Below are 17,557 nucleotides of genomic sequence, written 5' to 3' on the forward strand. Positions count from 1 at the left end.
GTCCTAAGGTGGGCCCATGGCACCGAACATCGCGACGAACCAGGCTGTTTCCCTCGACGAGTTGCTGGACTTCGTACGGCCCCGGCACCGGGCCGTGCTGCTGACGCGGCGCGGGGACGGCTCTCCGCAGGCCTCTCCGCTCACCTGCGGGGTCGACGACTCGGGCCGGATCGTCGTCTCCACCTACCCCGAGCGGGCCAAGACCCGTAACGCCAAGCGGGACGAGCGGGTGAGCCTGCTCGTGCTGAGCGACGACTGGAACGGGCCGTGGGTGCAGGTGGACGGGACCGCCGAGGTGCTCGACTCCCCCGAGTCCGTGGAGCCCTTGGTGGAGTACTACCGGAACATCGCCGGCGAGCACCCCGACTGGGACGAGTACCGGGAGGCGATGGTCAAGCAGGGCAAGTCGATCATCCGGGTCACGCCGGAGCGGTGGGGGCCGGTCGCCACGGGCGGTTTCCCGGCGCGGTTGGCTTCGCCGGACGCGTGAGAGCTCGGGGCGTGGCGGTTCGTGGGCGACTGCGGGTTCGTTGTGGCTGGTCGCGCCCACGCGGCGGAGCCGCAGATCGACACAGCCCCGCGCCCCTTAGGTGGGTTCACTCTCCCCTTGTCACCATCGCCTCGATGCCCGCCACCAGGAGTTCCAGGGCGAAGGTGAAGTCCCGGTCCATCATCTCCTGGACCGTGTCGCCGCCCCGGGCCCGCATGATCTCGGCGGACTCCTGGAGGACTTCGGAGGCTTCGGCCACGCCCGAGAAGTCGTCCAGAGAGGTGCGGAAGTACTCGTCGGGGGTCATGCCCGTGTCGGTGACGCGCGTGTGGAAATGGCCCTCGATGGTGCCGTAGCCGTAGACGAACTGGAAGACGGCCGAGATGGCGCCGGTGACGCGGTGGACGGGCAGGCCGGTCCTGCGGATGACCTGCTGGACGGTGCGCGCGAAGGCCAGGTGGTGGGGGCCGATGTTGAGGAACCGTCCGACCAGCGGGGACACCCAGGGGTGACGGACCAGCATGGTCCGGTACTCCTGGGCCAGGACGCGCAGTTGGTCGCGCCAGTCCTCGTCCGCCGTCGCGTCGGGCAGCCCCATCTCCGCCATGACCCTGTCCAGGGCGAGTTCGAGCAGGTCGTCCTTGGTGTCGACGTACCAGTAGACGGACATCGCGGTCACGTTCAGCTCCGCGGCCAGCCGCCGCATCGAGAACTTGGCCAGGCCCTCCGTGTCCAGCAGCCGCACGCTCACCTCGGTGATGCGCTCCCGGTCCAGCCCCGACGGCTGCCCGCCGCCCCGCCCGCTCCGGCGCGCCTTGCCCTGGAGCCAGACACTGGTCCGGCTCCCGGCCTGCTGCCGGCCTGCGTTCGCCATGGCGCACCTTCCTGGATGTGTGGTCACCACCCCTGAGGGGAGCGAGGCTGTGTCGATCTGCGGCTCCGCCGCGTGGGCGCGACCAGCCACAACGTACCCGTAGCCGCAGGCGGGCCCCACGCACCGAGTTCCTAGACGGACACTGCCCGCTCAGCACGCCGCAACAACAGGGCGGCGACCATCCCTCCGAGGAACACCGCACCCGCGCCCACCAGCTGACTGGTCTCCAGGCCGGAGGCGAACGCGTCGGTGATCTCCCGCCGCTCCTGGGCCGACCCCGCCTCGGCCAGCGCCGCCGGCAAGGACGCCGCCACCGAAACCAGGGCCGCGAACCGGGAGTTCAGGACGGCGCCGAGCACCGCGACACCGAGCCCCTGCCCGAACTCCGCGAGCGTGCCGTTGACGCCCGCGCCCACCCCCGCCTTCTCCGGCGGGATCGCGCTCATGACGGCGTTGGCCATGGCGGGCATGGCGTAGGCGACACCGGCGCCCATGACGACCAGGCCGAGCAGCATGCCGCCGTAGCCGTCACCGCCGAGCAGGGCGATCGCGGCGAGGCCGACCGCGAGGCAGGTCATGCCGACGGCGATCGTCAGCGGTGTACCGATCCTCGGCAGGAGCTTGGCGCTCACGCCGGTGAGGTTGAGGGCGACGATCGTGAGGGCGAAGGGCGCCGTGCGCAGACCCGCCTCCAGCGGGCCGTATCCGAGGACGAACTGGAGGTGCTGGGTGAGCAGGAAGAGCGAGCCGGCCATGCCGAAGGCGACGAGGATCGCGCCCGCGACGGCGCCGGTGAAGCGCTGGTTGCGGAAGAAGTGCATGTCGAGCATGGGGTACGGGATGCGCAGCTCCCACGCGGCGAAGCCGGCCAGGACGATCAGGCCTGTGGCGGCGGAGGTGAGCGTGGTCGTGGAGGTCCAGCCGTGCTCCGGGCCGGAGATGATCGCGTAGACGACGCCCGTCATGCCGATCGTGGAGAGCAGCGCGCCGAGCAGGTCGGGGCGGTCGCCCTGGGGGTTCTTGGACTCGGGGACCATGGTCAGGACGGCCACGAGGCCGATCACCGCGACCGGGATGTTGATGAGGAAGATCGCGCCCCACCAGAAGTGGTCGAGCATCACACCGCCGATCAGAGGGCCGGTGGCGAAGCCGAGGGAGTTGACGGTGGACCAGAGGCCGATCGCCTTCACCCGCTCGGAGTCGTCGAAGATCTGGACGACCACGGCGAGCGTGGTGGTGATCAGCAGCGCTCCGCCGACGCCCATGCCGGCGCGGGCCGCGATCAGCTGGCCGCTGGTGGTGGCGAGACCGGCCACGAGCGAACCGACGCCGAACAGGGCGAGCCCCGCCATCAGCAGCTTCTTGCGGCCGTAGCGGTCGGCGGCGCTGCCCGCGGTGAGCAGCAGGCCGGACTGCACGAGCGAGTAGGCGTTGATCATCCACTGGATGTCGGCGGTGGAGGCGTCGAGTTCGCGGGTGAGCGAGGGGATCGCAACGTTCAGGACGGTGTTGTCGAGCAGCACGGTGAGCTGGGCGAGGCAGATGACGCCGAGGATCAGCCAGCGCTGCGGATGGCCGCCGTGCGGGGTCTGGGCAGGTGCCTGTTCCTGGGGGGACGTTGTCATGCTGTACACCGTAGAGCAGTTCCTATACGGCGTACAACATTCTTTCCCGTCGCACGCGGAAGGGCGGCGACTTCGGTCGCCGCCCTTCCGCGTGCGGGGAGCGTCAGCCGCTCGTCTTCTGGGTCAGGTCGTAGAAGGTGGCCGAACCGACCGTGACCTTCTTGAAGTTGGCCTCGATCCAGGTGGTGATCTGCGAGGACGTGCCGGTGCTGCTGCCGCCCGTACCGCCGCCGGAGCCGCCGGATCCACTGGATCCACTGGAGATGAAGTAGTGGATCCTGCCGTCCGCCACGTACTCCTTGAACTGGGCGAGCGTCGGGGACGGGTCGGTGCCGTTGAAGCCGCCGATCGCCATCACCGGGTCGCCGGTGGCGAGTTGGTAGCTCGCGGCGTTCTGGGCGCCGATGGCCGCGGCCGCCCAGGTGTACCGGCCGGCGTCGGTCTCCAGCAGCTTCTTGGCCTCGTCGGTGACACTGGCGCCGTTGAGCAGGCCGCCGACACCGCCTCCGCCGCCCATGCCGCCGCGTTCACCCATGCCGCCGGGCATGCCGCCCTGCTGGTTCTGGGTGGTGCCGTTGCCCTGGGGGGTGCCCGGGGAGGTGCCGTTCTGGCCCGGCATGGCGCCGCCGAAGCCGCCGCCGCCCGTGCCACCGGGGAGGCCGTTGCCGTTGCCCTGCTGCCCCTGCGCGTTGCCGTTCTGCTGGTTCTGGCCGCCGCCCGGGAAGCCACCGCCACCCCCGCCGCGGCCGCCACCGGGACCGCCGCCCATCATGCTCGCGCCGGCCGGACCGGCCGTGACGATGGAGCCGGTGTGGCCCTCCTGGAGGGTGCTGAGGGTGTACGCGGTCGGACCGGCGAGGGCGGCGACCAGGCCCAGGGAGGCCGCCGCGAGGGCGAGTCGCCGGTCGAGACGGCCGGCGAAGATCAGGCCGAGCGCGGCGGCCAGGCCGCCGATCAGGACCAACCACTTCAGCCAGGGCAGGTAATCGGAGGTGCGGTCGAGCAGGACGTAGCTCCAGGACGCGGCCGCCACGACGGAGGCCGCGAGGGTGAGGGAGGCCCACATCTCGGCCCGCTTCTCCCACAGCAGACCCGCGCCCATGCCGATCACGACCGCCAGGTAGGGGGCGAGGGCCACCGTGTAGTACTGGTGGAAGATGCCCGCCATGTAGCTGAAGACGACCATGGTCATCAGCAGCGAGCCGCCCCAGACCAGGAACGCGCCGCGGGTGACGGAGGTCCGGCCCGCCCTGCGCGTGGCCCACAGGCCCGCGACCAGCAGGATCAGCGCGGCCGGGAGCAGCCAGGAGATCTGGCCGCCGATCTCGGAGTTGAACATCCGGTCCCAGCCGGTCTCGCCCCACTGACCGGTGCCGCCGCCACCGCCGCCTCCGCCTCCGACGGAGCCGGTCTCCTCGCCGTTGAGGCGGCCCAGGCCGTTGTAGCCGAAGGTCAGTTCAAGGAAGGAGTTGTTCTGCGAACCACCGATGTAGGGGCGGGAGGAGGCGGGCCACAGTTCGACGATCGCGACCCACCAGCCGCCGGAGACGACCAGGGCGAGGGTGGCCGCGGCCAGCTGGCCCAAGCGCCTGCGCACCGGCACCGGCGCGCAGACCGCGTACACGATCGCCAGCGGCGGCAGGATCAGGAAGGCCTGGAGGGTCTTGGCGAGGAACGCGAAGCCGATCGCGACACCGGCCCACACCAGCCACTTCGTCCGGCCGTCCTCCAGGGCGCGGACGACGAGGTAGCAGGCCAGCGCCATCAGCAGCGCCAGCATCGCGTCCGGGTTGTTGAACCGGAACATCAGCGCCGCGACCGGGGTCAGCGCGAGGGTCCCGCCCGCGATCAGGCCGGCCGCGGGGCTGAACCGGCGGCGCACGGACGCGTAGACCACGGCCACCGTGCCGACGCCCATCAGGACCTCGGGGGCCAGGATCGCCCAGGAGTTGAGGCCGAAGATCCTGACCGACAGCTCCATCGGCCACAGAGAGGCCGGGGGCTTGTCGACGGTGATGGCGTTGCTCGCGTCCAGCGAGCCGAAGAAGAACGCCTTCCAGGACTGGCTGCCTGCCTGGACGGCCGCCGAGTAGAAGGAGTTGGCGTACCCGGAGGCGCTCAGGTTGTAGAGGTAGAGAAGGGTGGTGGCGAGGAGCAGGCCGAGGAACGCGGGGCGTGCCCAGCGGGGGTCCTCGGGGCAGCCCCGCCACAGTCTGCGGACGACGGGCTGCCGGGGCTCGCCGGCCTCGGGAGCCGTGGGGCCCGGGGGACTTGTGGGGTTTGTCGGCGTCATCGGGGCCTGGACCGCCGTATCGCCACTGGCTGTCGGTGGGTCCCAGGCCGTGGGGCCCGTGGGGCCCGGCGGGGTCGGACGGTCGGTGTGGGTGGTCATCAGGAGTCGTTCCCTCGGGTCGGTGTCGTCGTCGGGCGCTGCGGCAGCGGCGCGTAGGCGTGGTGCCGGTAGGGCTGCGCGGGCGGCACCGTGGCGTAGGTCTGAGAGGAGGGGGCGTACGAGGCGGGGGCATGCGAGGAGGGGGCGTGCGAGGCGAGGGAGGCGGCCACCGTCGACGGTGTGCCGTCCTCGCGGCGGTCCGGGAAGACCCAGGCGCGGAAGAGCAGGAACCGCAGGACCGTCGCGGCCAGGTTGGCGGCGATCAGCACCGCCAGCTCGGTGGAGTGGGCCGGGTCGGAGGTCGCCGCGTTCAGGGCGGCCAGGGAGCCACTGGTCAGCGCGAGACCGATACCGAAGACGACCAGGCCCTGCGCCTGGTGCCGGACGGCGCCGCCCCGCCCGCGCACCCCGAAGGTCAGCCGCCGGTTGGCGGCGGTGTTCGCGACCGCCGAGACCAGCAGCGCGAGCGCGTTGGCGAGCTGCGAGCCGCCGAACTGCCGGAAGACGCTGTACAGCAGCAGATAGAAGAGGGTCGACAGACCGCCGACGACACAGAACCCGACGAGCTGACGGGCCAGCCCCTTCGGTACGTCCTTGATCTCGCGGTCGCGCGGATCGTCGCCGAAGGGCCGGGCGAGCCGGTCCAGCGGCAGCGAACCGCCGGCCAGCGCCTTGCCCACCCGCCACACGCCCTTGAGGTCGTCGGTCGCCGTCTTCACGATGTGGACGGTGGAGTCCGGGTCGTCGACCCAGTCGACGGGCACTTCGTGGATCCGCAGTCCCGCACGCTCGGCGAGCACCAGCATCTCGGTGTCGAAGAACCAGCCGGTGTCCTCCACCAGCGGCAGCAGCAGCCGGGCGACATCGCGGCGGATGGCCTTGAAGCCGCACTGCGCGTCGGAGAAGCGGGCCTGGAGGGAGCCGCGCAGGATGAGGTTGTAGGCCCGGCTGATGAACTCCCGCTTCGGCCCGCGCACCACCCGGGAGCTACGGGCGAGCCGGGAGCCGATCGCCAGGTCGGAGTGGCCCGAGATCAGCGGGGCCACCAGCGGCAGCAGGGCGTTGAGGTCGGTGGACAGGTCCACGTCCATGTAGGCGAGGATCGGGGCGTCCGAGGCGGACCAGACGGTCCTGAGCGCCCGGCCGCGGCCCTTCTGCTCCAGCCGGAAGGCCCTCACCTCCGGGATCTCCGCCTCCAGCCGCCGGGACACCTGGGGGGTGGTGTCCGTCGACGCGTTGTCCGCGATCGTGATGCGGAACGCGTAGGGGAACGTGCGCCGGAGATGGTCGTGCAGTCTCAGCACACACGGCTGGAGGTCCTTCTCCTCGTTGTAGACGGGGATCACTACGTCCAGGACAGGCGTACCGGCGTCGCCGGCCGGGAGGTGCTCCCGCGCCGGCAGGGTGCCGGGAGAAGAATCGGTTCGCATGCGAACGACTCTGGTCAAGCCCCCTGTTGCACCCATATGGCGGCGCTGTGCTGTGCCTGTGAGTGCGATTGCCAGTTGGTTTCGGGCGCCGGACGGGGCGTCACGGGACCCACCGCGGGCAGGTGGAGCGTGAAGACGGTCCGTCCCGGAGCGCTGTCCACGGTCACGGCACCGCCGTGCGCGGTCGCCACGGCCTGCACGATCGCCAGGCCCAGACCGGTCGAGCCGGTGGCCCGGGAACGCGCCGAGTCACCGCGCGCGAACCGTTCGAAGACATGCGGGAGCAGGTCGTCCGGGATGCCCTGGCCGTTGTCCTCGACGTCCACGCACATCCAGGGGCCGCGCCGCTGCACGCGCGCGGTGACCGTCGTCCCCGCGGGGGTGTGTTTGCGGGCGTTGCCCAGCAGGTTGATGAGCACCTGCTGAAGGCGCGCCGCGTCCCCGGAGACGAGCGCCGGTTCGTCGGGCAGGTCCAGGCGCCAGTTGTGCTCCGTACCGGCCGCGCGGGCGTCGCTGATGGTGTCCACGACCAGCGGGATCAGATCCGTCTGCTCGAACTGGAGGGGCCGCCCGGCGTCGAGCCGCGCCAGCAGCAGAAGATCCTCGACGAGCAGGGTCATACGGCCGGCCTCGGACTCGATACGGCCCAGGGAGTGCCGGGTGTCCGGCCCGACCTCCTCCCGGCCGCGTCTGGTGAGTTCGGCGTAGCCGCGGATGGAGGCGAGCGGGGTGCGCAGCTCATGGCTGGCGTCCGCCACGAACTGCCGTACCCGTGTCTCGCTCTGCTGCCGTGCGTGCAGCGCGCCGTGGACGTGGTCCAGCATCCGGTTGAGCGCGGCCCCGACCTGGCCGACCTCGGTGTGCGGATCGCACTCCGCCTCGGGCACCCGCTCGCTGAGGTTCACCTCGCCGGTGTGCAGGGGGAGTTCGGAGACCCGGGTGGCGGTCGCGGCGACCCTGCGCAGGGGGCGGGTGGCGACGCCCACGAGGACGTATCCGGCGATGACGGCGGCGCCGAGACCCGCAGCGGTGACGCTGAGCTCGACGATGACGAGGGTGTTGACGGTGCTGTCGACCGTGGTGGTCGGCAGGGCCACGTAGTAGGCGGAGCCGTCATTGCCCTGCACGTACATGACGAGGTAGTCACCGAGGCCGGGGATGGTCACGGTGTGCTTGCCGGTCGTGGGCACATCGGCGAACACGGCACGCTGGGCCGCGCTCAGCGGCGTGGCCGTCATCCGCTGGCGGGTGTCGTCGGACGCCTGCTCGGCGACGACCGCCTTGGAGATCGTGCCGTCGGAACCGACCTTCGCGGCCACCGTCTTCAGCTGCGTCGGTCCGTAGGTGACGAAGCCGTCGAGCCGGTCCTGGCCCGTGACGAGCTTGTCGTCCGCCTTGTCGTCCTCCTTGTCGTCCTCCTTGCCGAACGGAGGTCCCGCGAGACGCTTCCCGGCGTCGAAGACCTGATCGCCCAACTGGTCGTACAGATGGGACCGCAGGGCCAGTGTCGTCACCGTGCCGATCACCGCGCAGACCACCGCGATCAGCACCACCGACGCGACGACGAGCCGGGCCCGCAGGGTGCGGGGCTTGCCTGGACGCTTCTGCGCACGCGGCCGTCGTCGTCCGCTCATGACACCGCGGGCTTGATCAGATAACCGGCTCCCCGCCGGGTGTGGATCATCGGCTCGCGCCCCGCGTCGATCTTGCGCCGCAGGTAGGAGATGTAGAGCTCGACCACATTGGCCTGGCCGCCGAAGTCGTAGGACCACACACGGTCGAGGATCTGCGCCTTGCTGAGCACGCGCCGCGGGTTGCGCATCAGGAAGCGCAGCAGCTCGAACTCGGTGGCGGTGAGGTGGATGTTCTCCCCGGCCCGCGAGACCTCGTGGCTGTCCTCGTCGAGGGTGAGGTCACCGACGACCAGCACGGAGTCGGACCGCCGGTCGGCGGCACCGGAGCGGCGGATGAGCCCGCGCAGCCGCGCCACGACCTCTTCGAGGCTGAACGGCTTGGTGACGTAGTCGTCGCCGCCCGCGGTCAGGCCCGCGATCCGGTCCTCCACGGCGTCCTTCGCCGTCAGGAACAGCACCGGCACGTCCGGCAGCTCACGCCGCAGCCGCCCCAGGACGGCCAGCCCGTCCATGTCCGGCAGCATCATGTCGAGGACGACGGCGTCGGGCCGGAAGTCACGGGCGGTCTGGAGGGCACCCGTGCCGTCACCGGCACTGCGGATCTGCCAGCCCTCGTAGCGCAGGGCCATGGACAGCAGTTCGGTGATCGACAGCTCGTCGTCCACCACCAGCACGCGGACGGGGCTCCCGTCCGGCCTCAGCAGTTCGGTGCGCCCCTGGGGCGAGGTCGTGGTCATGCTGAACACCCTGTCGGGGCCGCCTGAGAGCACCCTTTCCGCAGTCTGTGATTTCCCTGAGAAACGCACAGGGAGCTCTCAGGCAACCCCTGGGAACCGCTGTCCCAGCTGGTGACCGGTGCGACCGGTGCCTGCCCGGCGCCCGGCCGGTCGCTAGTGCTTCCCGTTCGCGACGGCGGGCGCGAAGTGCACCGGGACGTACAGGTCGTAGAGGCGGTCGTTCGTGGCCGTGAAGTCCGCCCGGGTGACGACCGCGCACCGCACGGTCACGTCACAGACGACCCCGTCCGCGATCTGGGGCCTCACGTGCTCCAGCGTCGTACGGAACTTTCCGCCCTTCTCGTACGGCAGCGTGATCCCGGGCGTGCCCGTGCCGGAGTCGGTGATCCGGCGCGACGAGCCGTCCTGGTTCTCCCGGCCGGGCAGACACGGGCCGGGCAGGGTCTTGTACGTCGTGGGATCGCCTACGACGACACCCTCGGGGATCGCGCAGAACGCGAGGAAGATGCCCTGCGCCCGGTTGTACCCGGCGCCTTTGACCTCGACCGTGCCGCCGGAGGCGGGCAGGACGGTCGGGCCGACCTTCAGCCGCAGGTGGAACGTCTCGTCGGCGGCCGTGGTGACCACACGGTGGTCGTGACCACGGTGGTCGTGACCGCCGAACGGTACGGCACCGGAGGTGCCGGCCAGGGGCAGCACCGCGACGAGCGCGGTGGCCGCGGAGACGGCGATGGTGGGGGGTTTCATGAGACGGAGGCCGTCCTCTCAGGCATGCGTTCTTCGTGAACGCTGTTGATCGCCATTGATCACCATGCCTAGAACACGACTGACCAGTAGGCAATATTGGCCGTATTCCTTCACGTCTGTCCTGCCGCATCGGCACAGCCGTTCTGATGTGGCGGGCTCGGATGTCACATATCCCGGGGCCCGACCGTCCCAGTACTGAGAGCCGGTTCCGGGACCGGGAAGGCGCGCCGGTTCGGCGAGCAGGGACAGCACTTCTGGAAGGTGAGCGGCATGCGGGTGTTCGTGGCAGGCGGGACGGGGGTCCTCGGACGGCGGCTGGTGCCGCGGCTCGTGGCCAGGGGCCACCAGGTGACGGCCACGACGACGAGCGCGGCCAAGCTGGACCTGCTGGAGCGACTGGGCGCCGAGGGCGTCGTCATGGACGGGCTGGACCCGATGTCGGTCGGCGAGGCGGTGGCCCAGGCCCGGCCGGACACCCTCGTCCACCAGATGACCGCGATCTCCGTGACCCACGCGGGCAAGCCCGACATGAAACACATGGACCGCTGGTTCGCGACCACCATCCGGCTGCGCACCGAGGGCACGGACCACCTCCTCGCCGCCGCCGAGGCGACCGGCGTGCGGCACGTCGTCGCGCAGAGCTACGGCGGCTGGAACGGCCTGCGCGAGGGCGGCTGGGTCAAGACCGAACAGGACCCGCTGGACCCGTACACCGGCACGGCGGCCCAGCCCGGCATGGAGGCCATCCGCCACGTCGAGGACGCCGTCGTCTCCGCAGGCGGCGCGGTCCTGCGCTACGGCTGGTTCTACGGCCCGGACGCCATGGACGACCTGACCGCACCCCTGCGCAAGCGGCAGTTCCCGGTCGTCGGCGGCGGTACCGGGCACTGCTCCTGGGTGCATCTGGACGACGCCACCGACGCCACCGTCCTGGCCGTGGAACAGCAGGTACGGGGCATCTTCAACATCGTCGACGACGATCCCGCCCCGGCCAGCGAGTGGCTGCCCCACCTGGCCGCGTGCGCGGGGGCGAAACGGCCACTGCGCGTACCCACCTGGCTGGCCCGGCCGCTCGCCGGGGAGGTGGCGGTACGCCTGATGACCGAGGGCCGCGCCTTCTCCAACACCAAGGCCAGGCGGGAACTCGGCTGGGAGCCCGGCCATCCGTCCTGGCGCCGGGGCTTCGAGGAGGCGCTGGCGGGTCGGGGGGCGGGCGGAGGGGGACGGGCGTGACGGGCGTGGCATGGGGTGAGGACGGGCGCGCACGGTGCAAGGGGAGAGGCGGTAAGGGATGGCACGGGAACGAGGGCAGGCGGGCGCGGCACGGGACCGGGGCGTGGGTGTGAGCGGAGTGAATGCGAGCGGAGTGGGGGTGAGCCGTACCGAGGAGTTCGAGGAGCTGCGGCCGCTGCTCTTCGCGATCGCCTACCGGATCCTCGGCAGTGTGAGCGAGGCGGAGGACGCCGTCCAGGAGACCTGGCTGCGCTACGAGACCACCCCGACCCGGCCCGTGTCCCCCAAGGCCTTCCTCTCGGCGGTGGTCACCCGCGTCTCGATCGACGTCCTGCGCTCGGCCCGCGTACGCCGTGAGCAGTACGTCGGTCCATGGTTCCCGGAGCCGCTGCTGACCGACCCCTACCAGGACCCCGAGCGCTCGGCGGAGCTGGCCGACTCCTTGTCCATGGCGGCCCTGGTGCTGCTGGAGCGGCTCAGCCCGCTCGAACGGGCGGTCTTCGTCCTCCGGGAGGTGTTCGGGTTCGGCTTCGCCGAGATCGCGTCCGCCGTGGGACGCTCGGAGGCCGCGTGCCGCCAGCTCGCGGTACGGGCGCGCCGGCACGTGGACGAGGGCCGGCCCCGCTTCGAGGCCGACCGCAAGGAGCGCGAGCGACTCGCCGAGCGTTTCTTCGACGCCTTCCGGGAGGGCGACGTCGACGGCCTGCGCGAACTCCTCGCCGCCGACGTCCACATGGTCGGCGACGGTGGCGGCAAGGCCCCCCAGTGGGCCAACGAGATCGTCGGCGTCCACAAGGTCTCCCGCCTCCTCGCCGCGATGTTCGCCCCGCTCATGGAGGTCGGCGTCACGGTCGAACCCCACCCGGTCAACGGCCAACCGGGCGCCCTCTTCCGCGACCGCGAGGGCAGGATCCTCAACACCCTCTCCCTCGACATCACCGACGGCCGGATCCAGACCATCCGCTCCGTCATCAACCCCGACAAGCTGGCCCACGTGGGCCCGGTGGCCGACGCCTGGGCGGTGACCCGGGAGGCCCAACGCGCGCGGCGGGCCCACATCACGGAAGGGGCAGCCGCCGAAGGACGGTGACGGGCCGGGCGGGGCGAGGCTGGGACGGTCGGTCCTGGGCCGGTGGCGGGCCGGTGAGGTGACAGGCCGGGCGGGGCTGGGACAGTGACGGTCCTGGGCGGGACCGGGCCGGTAGCCGTCTGGGCAGATGGCGGGACGGTGAGGTGACGGGCCGGGCAGGGCCGGGGCGGTGACAGTCCTGGGCGGGACCGGGCCGGTAGCCGTCTGGGCAGATGGCGGGACGGTGAGGTGACGGGCCGGGCAGGGCCGGGGCGGTGACAGTCCTGGGCGGGACCGGGCCGGTGGCCGTCTGGGCAGATGGCGGGACGGTGAGGTGACGGGCCGGGCAGGTCCGGGAGCACAACACCTCGCCCGCATGCCCGCGCACCCACCCCGCCACGGCCGACCGCCCCCTTTCCCGCCCCCCGGCCGACCGCACCCTTTCCCACCCCCGTCAGAACAACCCGTCCTGCACCCCCACCGCCCGCCTGAACTCCCGCACAGGAACGGTCACTTCACCCCCACCCTCCCCACCCCCGGCGGGAACCAGCTCCCACCCCCGCATCAACCGCGTGTCGAGCACGACCACCCCGCCCGCCGTCTCCAGATGCAGGTCGGGCCCCGCGGCCGCCACCAGCCGTCCGCTCACCGCGCCGCCCGCGACGAGCTCACCCACTGCCCCCACGGCGGCGGGCAACTCCGCGAGCCCGAAGGCCCGGACATGGTCGACGGACCGGTACGGCGCCGGGGCGAGCGACTCCGGCCATCCGCCGAGAGCCGTGGCCCGTGCGTGCAAGTCCCTGATCTCGGCGGCCCGTTCCCCCTCCGACGCCGGCAACTCGGCCCGCACCGCCCGCTTGTCGACGTACGGGATCCGATCAGGCACCCCGAGGGCGGCCCGCAGCAACTCCTCGGTGCGCCGTGCGGCCATCAGCGGCCCAGTACCCAGCCAGCTGAAGCAGACGGCTCCCTGTTCGAGCAGCCGGGCCGAGCCCCGCTCTTCGGCGGTGATCCCGACCTTGACCATGCCGGGCCCGAACCACGCCAGGTACACGCGGTAGGGCCGCGGATCGTCCGTGAGGGTGTCGGCGGCGACCGAGTGCGCCCGGTCCAGCCGCCCGCACTCCTCGCAACGCGCCCCCGTACTCCGCCCCGACACCGCCGCCCGCGCCGGACAGGGATGCCCCCGTGCCCCCACACATGTCCGCGCGCCCCCTTCCGCGACCCCGAAGGCCACCCGTTTCCCCCAGGTCAGCGCGCTGCGCCGCCCACCGTCCCACGCCAGCACGGGACCGTCCGCCGCCCACCGCAGCCCCGAGCACTTCCATGCCTGTGCCATCCCTCACGAGGTTAGAGGGCACCACTGACAACGGCCGCCGAGCGGACCACCGCCGGCCTCATCCCCCGGTACGAGCGGCCGCCGGCTCCGGCTCCCCGGCCGCGGCCACCGGCACCGGCACGACCTCGCCGGCCGCACCCGCCCTCCGGGCCCCGCGCCCCGCCAGCCGGCACCCCACGCACCCCGGATGCCCGGCCCGCGCCCCGGAGTCGCGCACCCCCATCCCCCACTCCTCCCTGGGCCGCCGCCCCGGCGGCTTGCCCCAGCCGGTGAGATGCAGGGCCCAGGTGACGAGGACGCTCCCCACCACGATCGCGAGCCCGACCGCCAGGACGGGCACCGACACCATGCACACCCCCAGCCCCACCACCGAAGTCCCCACGGTCGCGATCCCGAAGCCGGTCCACCCGGCGACGGTGTGCCCCTCGTCATACTGGTGTGCACTCACAGGGCCTCCCCAGACCAGATGCCTCACTGTCTAAGAAATTTAGCCCATAAATCTCTCACGCGCTAAGGGAAACCGGAATCCGATGCACGCCAAGCCGCGCCCCACCGCCACTCCGGCCCAAGCGCTGTCGGCCATGGACTTCTTCATCGCCACCGCCCACCTCGGCCAGCAGGAGATGGCCCAGCGGCTGGGTCTGAACGTCACCGACCTGCTCTGCTTCGCCTGCGTCATCAAGGCCGCCGAAGAGGGCGCGGAACTGCTCACCGCCGGCGACCTCGCCGAGCACGCCCACGTCACAACCGGCGCCGTGACCGGCATCCTCAACCGCCTCGAACGCGCCGGCTTCGTCACCCGCGTCCCCGACCCCACCGACCGCCGCCGCGTCCGCGTCGCCGCCCAACCCGACGCGCTGACCCGCGTGTACGCCCTCTACGGCCCCTACTACGACCGCCTGAACGCCCTGTTCGCCGACTACTCCCCCGACGAGATCGCCGTACTCAACGACTGGTTCACCCGCTCCACCGCCCTCGCCCTCGGCTACATCGAGGAACTCCGCACCCAGGACGCCAAGGACACCGACCGCAAGTGACCGGCCCCGGCGGCCGGATACGGCCGGGACCTGCGACAGTGTCCCGATGCTCCTGGATCCCGAGAACACCCTGTTCGTACGAGGTACGGCCACCGGCCCTCCCGTACTCCTGCTGTCCCAGGCCCCCGTCCACGACGCGCTCCCGGCCTTCCCGCCCGTGACCGCGCAGGACGGTTCGGTGCCCGTGTGCGAGGGCTGGGGGATAGCGCCGAAACTCACCGTGTGCGTGGTGGACGGTCCGGGGGAGGCCGGGCTGATGATCCCCGCCCTGATGGCTCCCGTCCTCGGCGAGAACGGCGAGGGGGGCGGGAAGGACGACGTTCCCGGGGTGGCCATGTCCGCGTGGCGCGCGGACGCCGAACGGGCGGGCGGCGCGGTGGTCCTGTCCCTCGACCGGCTCCCCGAAGTGATCGACTGGTACCGCCTGCTGGGCGCGGACACGACGCGCGGCGGCTTCGTACGCCTGCTGGGCTGACCCTTACCCCGACGGCCCACCCCTTCATGGTGGAGCTGGCCCTACCCCCACTTCGGGAGGCCACTCCATCGTTTCCGCCGACGGACGACGGCATCGTTTGACCCAGCCGAATCCCACCTGATCCGCGCTGAAGCCCGGCTGATGCCCGGCTGAAGCCCGGTCGGTGTCGACTGAGCCCGACAAGCGAGTCCAGGAGACCCGCGCCACCGTCCCCGGAAGGGAAACCGCCATGGAGTCGCTGCTCTCGCCGCAGCCGCTGCACCGCCCGGAGAGGTCGCCGCACCGCCCGGCCGCGCCGCAGCACCGCCCGGCGACCGGGACGCGACCCGCGCGGCGGCCGGAGAGCACCCTCGTGACCCCGGGCCCCCTCGCCTCCTTCGTCCGCTTCGTCGTGTGCGGCGGCGGTGTCGGCGTCCTCGCCAGCCTCGCCGTACCGCTGCTGGCCCTGACGATGCCCTGGGCGGTCGCCAACGCGGCGATCACCGTCGTGTCCACCCTCCTGTGCACCGAGCTGCACGCCCTCTTCACCTTCGGCACGGGCCGCCGCCCCGGCCTGCGCCGCCACCTCCAGTCGGCGGGCTCGGCGACGGCCGCCTACGTGGTGACCTGCGCCGCGATGTTCCTTCTCCACACGGTGCAGTCGTCCCCCTCCCTGCTCTGGGAGCAGACCGTCTACCTCACCGCGTCCGGCCTGGCCGGCACCGGCCGCTTCCTGGTCCTGCGGCTGTTCGTCTTCGCGACCGACCGCAACCGAGAGCCGGCGGCCCCCAAGCCGGTGGCGGCCCTCAGGCCGACGAAGACCACGGACGACTGGAACCTTCCGTTTGTGAGGACCGAGGCGTTTGCCGGATAACCCACGATTCACAAACTAACGTGCTCATGCCATTGACCACTGGCGACGTGGGGGTTTCATTCACATGCGGAACGGCCAGAGCACGCGGAGAGCCAAGAGCCCCGGCAAGTCCGACGAGCCCGGCAGGCCCGGCGAGCCCCGGAAGAAGCGCGGAACCCTGACGCGACTGACCCTCGCCCTGCTCGCCGCGACCGGCCTGGCGCTCTCCACACCGAGCCCCGCCCAGGCCACCACCACGGTCGACATCCCGGCACCCACGCCCGACGGCGTCTCGGCGACGGTGAGGTTCTCCGACACGGTCGTCCCGAAGCCCTACACCCCGGACCCCACCGCCTACTTCGGCGACCGCAAGTGCCTGAACACCTACCACGACTACGACCCCACCCCGGGCTGCGGCGGCTTCAAACTCGCCGTCACCCTCCACAACGTCCGCAACCAACCCGGCTACCTCGCCGGTCTGAGCAGCACCGACTACTGGTTCAAGGCCTACGCCGACACCGCCCGCACCTTCGGCTGCCTACGCCCCGACGGCACCTTCGACCACAGCACGGCCTTCGTGGTCCGCACCACCCAGCAGGAACTCCTCCGCACCTACTACTACGCCGAGGCCAACTGGGTCCTCCACGAACTCCGCCAGTCCCCCACCCGCGACGCGGGCCCCCACTTCTACATGAACTTCCCCGCCGTCCCCGTCGACTGCCCCACCGGCACGACCCCCACCCAGTACGGCCTGAAGGTCTCCAACATCCGCGTCACGATCACCGACGACAACGTCTTCGGCCACTCGACGTGGAACGCACCGGGTCCGTTCTACGGCTAGCGGCGCGGACTCCACGGCATCCACTCACCGCAGAGCCGCCGCGAAGACCTCACGATGGGCCACCGTGAAGGCCCGTTCACGCTCGGACCAGTCGATACGCTCGACCGTCCGCCGACGATCGGCGGCACCGGTCCCGTCGAGGCGGACCCGCCACCAACGAGCGTTGCGCTCCTGTCGGTCGACCATCGCATCGACGAGACCGGAACGGGAGTCGGCGTCCAGCCCGTAGGCATCGGCGAGGACCCGTACCTGCGCGGCTTGGCGCCCGGGGACCGACTCCTTGGAGGAAACGCACCACGTCCACGCCATATAGCCAAGATCCTCAAGCGGTTCCCCCGGAGCGGCGGTGTCGAAGTCGATCAGAGCGACAGGCACGAGCGCCGGCACAGGCACTGGCAGTGGCACGCCCCCCGCAGCGGAGAAGACCGCGTTGTTCGGCCCCGGATCGTTGTGGCAGACCACCGAACACCGCCCCACCAGACCACTGTCACGAGTCGCGTCGTGGAAAGCACGGAGCAGGGCACCCGCGGCGGCGACCTGGCCGTCGCTCCACCGCCGGAACCGCGCGGGCACCCAGCCGGGAAGGTGACCGAACACATCGCGCCCGAGCCCATCGGTTCCCAGATGCCGCGGGGCACCGGCGAACCCGCACCGCTCAAGGTGCCCCAACAGCTCCGCGACGAACGGGGACGCCGTGATGGCAGGCCGCCGGACGGTGTCCCCGACCCTCACCACGCCCGGAGTGACCCGCCCGCCGAACAGCGGCACCTCATTCTGAGATTTTTCGGAGTTCGGCGTCTGC

The 17,557-nt window shown here is 71.5% G+C and carries 17 protein-coding genes; 7 read left to right on the plus strand and 10 right to left on the minus strand.

All coding sequences use genetic code 11. The features are described from left to right. Positions 1–16: 16 nt before the first annotated feature. Positions 17–490 carry a PPOX class F420-dependent oxidoreductase gene (locus tag SLINC_RS22015; protein WP_067435829.1) on the plus strand — a complete coding sequence of 158 codons (474 nt, stop codon included), beginning with the start codon at positions 17–19 and terminating at the stop codon, positions 488–490. Between the two features lie 106 nt (positions 491–596). Here the strand turns inward: SLINC_RS22015 and SLINC_RS22020 are convergent, their stop codons facing one another. The 7 genes from SLINC_RS22020 to SLINC_RS22050 all read right to left on the minus strand — a co-directional run bounded on the left by SLINC_RS22020 (position 597) and on the right by SLINC_RS22050 (position 9,929). Then, entirely contained in the window at positions 597–1,364 is a 768-nt protein-coding gene (locus tag SLINC_RS22020) for a TetR/AcrR family transcriptional regulator (protein ID WP_067435831.1), read from the minus strand. A 131-nt stretch (positions 1,365–1,495) separates the two neighbouring features. Continuing rightward, positions 1,496–2,989, minus strand: a complete 1,494-nt coding sequence (locus SLINC_RS22025) for an MFS transporter (protein ID WP_067445588.1) — start codon at positions 2,987–2,989, stop codon at positions 1,496–1,498. A gap of 103 nt (positions 2,990–3,092) precedes the next feature. After that, entirely contained in the window at positions 3,093–5,381 is a 2,289-nt protein-coding gene (locus tag SLINC_RS22030; protein ID WP_067435834.1) for an ArnT family glycosyltransferase, read from the minus strand. Then, positions 5,381–6,811, minus strand: a complete 1,431-nt coding sequence (locus tag SLINC_RS22035; RefSeq protein WP_225988356.1) for a bifunctional glycosyltransferase family 2/GtrA family protein — start codon at positions 6,809–6,811, stop codon at positions 5,381–5,383. Before SLINC_RS22035 ends, SLINC_RS22030 begins: the two co-directional genes overlap by 1 nt. Positions 6,812–6,825: 14 nt before the next feature. Continuing rightward, positions 6,826–8,445 (minus strand): sensor histidine kinase, encoded by a 1,620-nt coding sequence (locus SLINC_RS22040; RefSeq protein ID WP_182449194.1) that lies wholly within the window; start codon positions 8,443–8,445, stop codon positions 6,826–6,828. Beyond that, on the minus strand, positions 8,442–9,182 hold the full coding sequence (locus tag SLINC_RS22045) for a response regulator transcription factor (protein WP_067435837.1): 741 nt from the start codon (positions 9,180–9,182) through the stop codon (positions 8,442–8,444). Before SLINC_RS22045 ends, SLINC_RS22040 begins: the two co-directional genes overlap by 4 nt. 153 nt (positions 9,183–9,335) lie before the next feature. Then, a complete protein-coding gene (locus tag SLINC_RS22050; RefSeq protein WP_067435840.1) occupies positions 9,336–9,929 on the minus strand; it encodes a hypothetical protein in 594 nt (197 codons plus the stop codon). Between the two features lie 270 nt (positions 9,930–10,199). On the opposite strand from SLINC_RS22050, the gene SLINC_RS22055 reads away from it, so the two are divergent. Together SLINC_RS22055 and SLINC_RS22060 are read left to right on the plus strand one after the other, a co-directional pair. Next, entirely contained in the window at positions 10,200–11,162 is a 963-nt protein-coding gene (locus SLINC_RS22055) for an NAD-dependent epimerase/dehydratase family protein (RefSeq protein ID WP_067435843.1), read from the plus strand. Between the two features lie 139 nt (positions 11,163–11,301). Beyond that, positions 11,302–12,252 (plus strand): RNA polymerase sigma-70 factor, encoded by a 951-nt coding sequence (locus tag SLINC_RS22060; RefSeq protein ID WP_067435846.1) that lies wholly within the window; start codon positions 11,302–11,304, stop codon positions 12,250–12,252. Positions 12,253–12,685: 433 nt separating this feature from the next. Here SLINC_RS22060 and SLINC_RS22065 read toward each other — a convergent pair whose 3' ends face one another. After that, positions 12,686–13,570, minus strand: a complete 885-nt coding sequence (locus tag SLINC_RS22065; RefSeq protein ID WP_067435849.1) for a DUF2797 domain-containing protein — start codon at positions 13,568–13,570, stop codon at positions 12,686–12,688. A gap of 58 nt (positions 13,571–13,628) precedes the next feature. After that, complete coding sequence (locus SLINC_RS22070) at positions 13,629–14,018, minus strand: HGxxPAAW family protein (protein ID WP_067435851.1); 390 nt, start codon at positions 14,016–14,018, stop codon at positions 13,629–13,631. Positions 14,019–14,100: 82 nt separating this feature from the next. Between SLINC_RS22070 and SLINC_RS22075 the strand changes: the two genes are divergently transcribed. The 4 genes from SLINC_RS22075 (at position 14,101) to SLINC_RS22090 (ending at position 16,755) form a co-directional block, all read left to right on the plus strand. Further along, positions 14,101–14,607: a MarR family winged helix-turn-helix transcriptional regulator gene (locus SLINC_RS22075; RefSeq protein WP_067435854.1), complete on the plus strand. Its 507-nt coding sequence runs from the start codon at positions 14,101–14,103 to the stop codon at positions 14,605–14,607. Between the two features lie 46 nt (positions 14,608–14,653). Next, complete coding sequence (locus SLINC_RS22080; RefSeq protein ID WP_067435857.1) at positions 14,654–15,082, plus strand: hypothetical protein; 429 nt, start codon at positions 14,654–14,656, stop codon at positions 15,080–15,082. 229 nt (positions 15,083–15,311) lie between these two features. Further along, entirely contained in the window at positions 15,312–15,935 is a 624-nt protein-coding gene (locus tag SLINC_RS22085; protein ID WP_225988357.1) for a GtrA family protein, read from the plus strand. A gap of 64 nt (positions 15,936–15,999) precedes the next feature. Further along, positions 16,000–16,755: a hypothetical protein gene (locus SLINC_RS22090; RefSeq protein ID WP_067435859.1), complete on the plus strand. Its 756-nt coding sequence runs from the start codon at positions 16,000–16,002 to the stop codon at positions 16,753–16,755. Between the two features lie 24 nt (positions 16,756–16,779). Here the strand turns inward: SLINC_RS22090 and SLINC_RS22095 are convergent, their stop codons facing one another. Further along, entirely contained in the window at positions 16,780–17,523 is a 744-nt protein-coding gene (locus tag SLINC_RS22095; protein ID WP_159425352.1) for a phosphotransferase family protein, read from the minus strand. Positions 17,524–17,557: the final 34 nt, after the last annotated feature.

Source organism: Streptomyces lincolnensis, assembly GCF_001685355.1.
Taxonomy (GTDB): Bacteria; Actinomycetota; Actinomycetes; order Streptomycetales; family Streptomycetaceae; genus Streptomyces; species Streptomyces lincolnensis.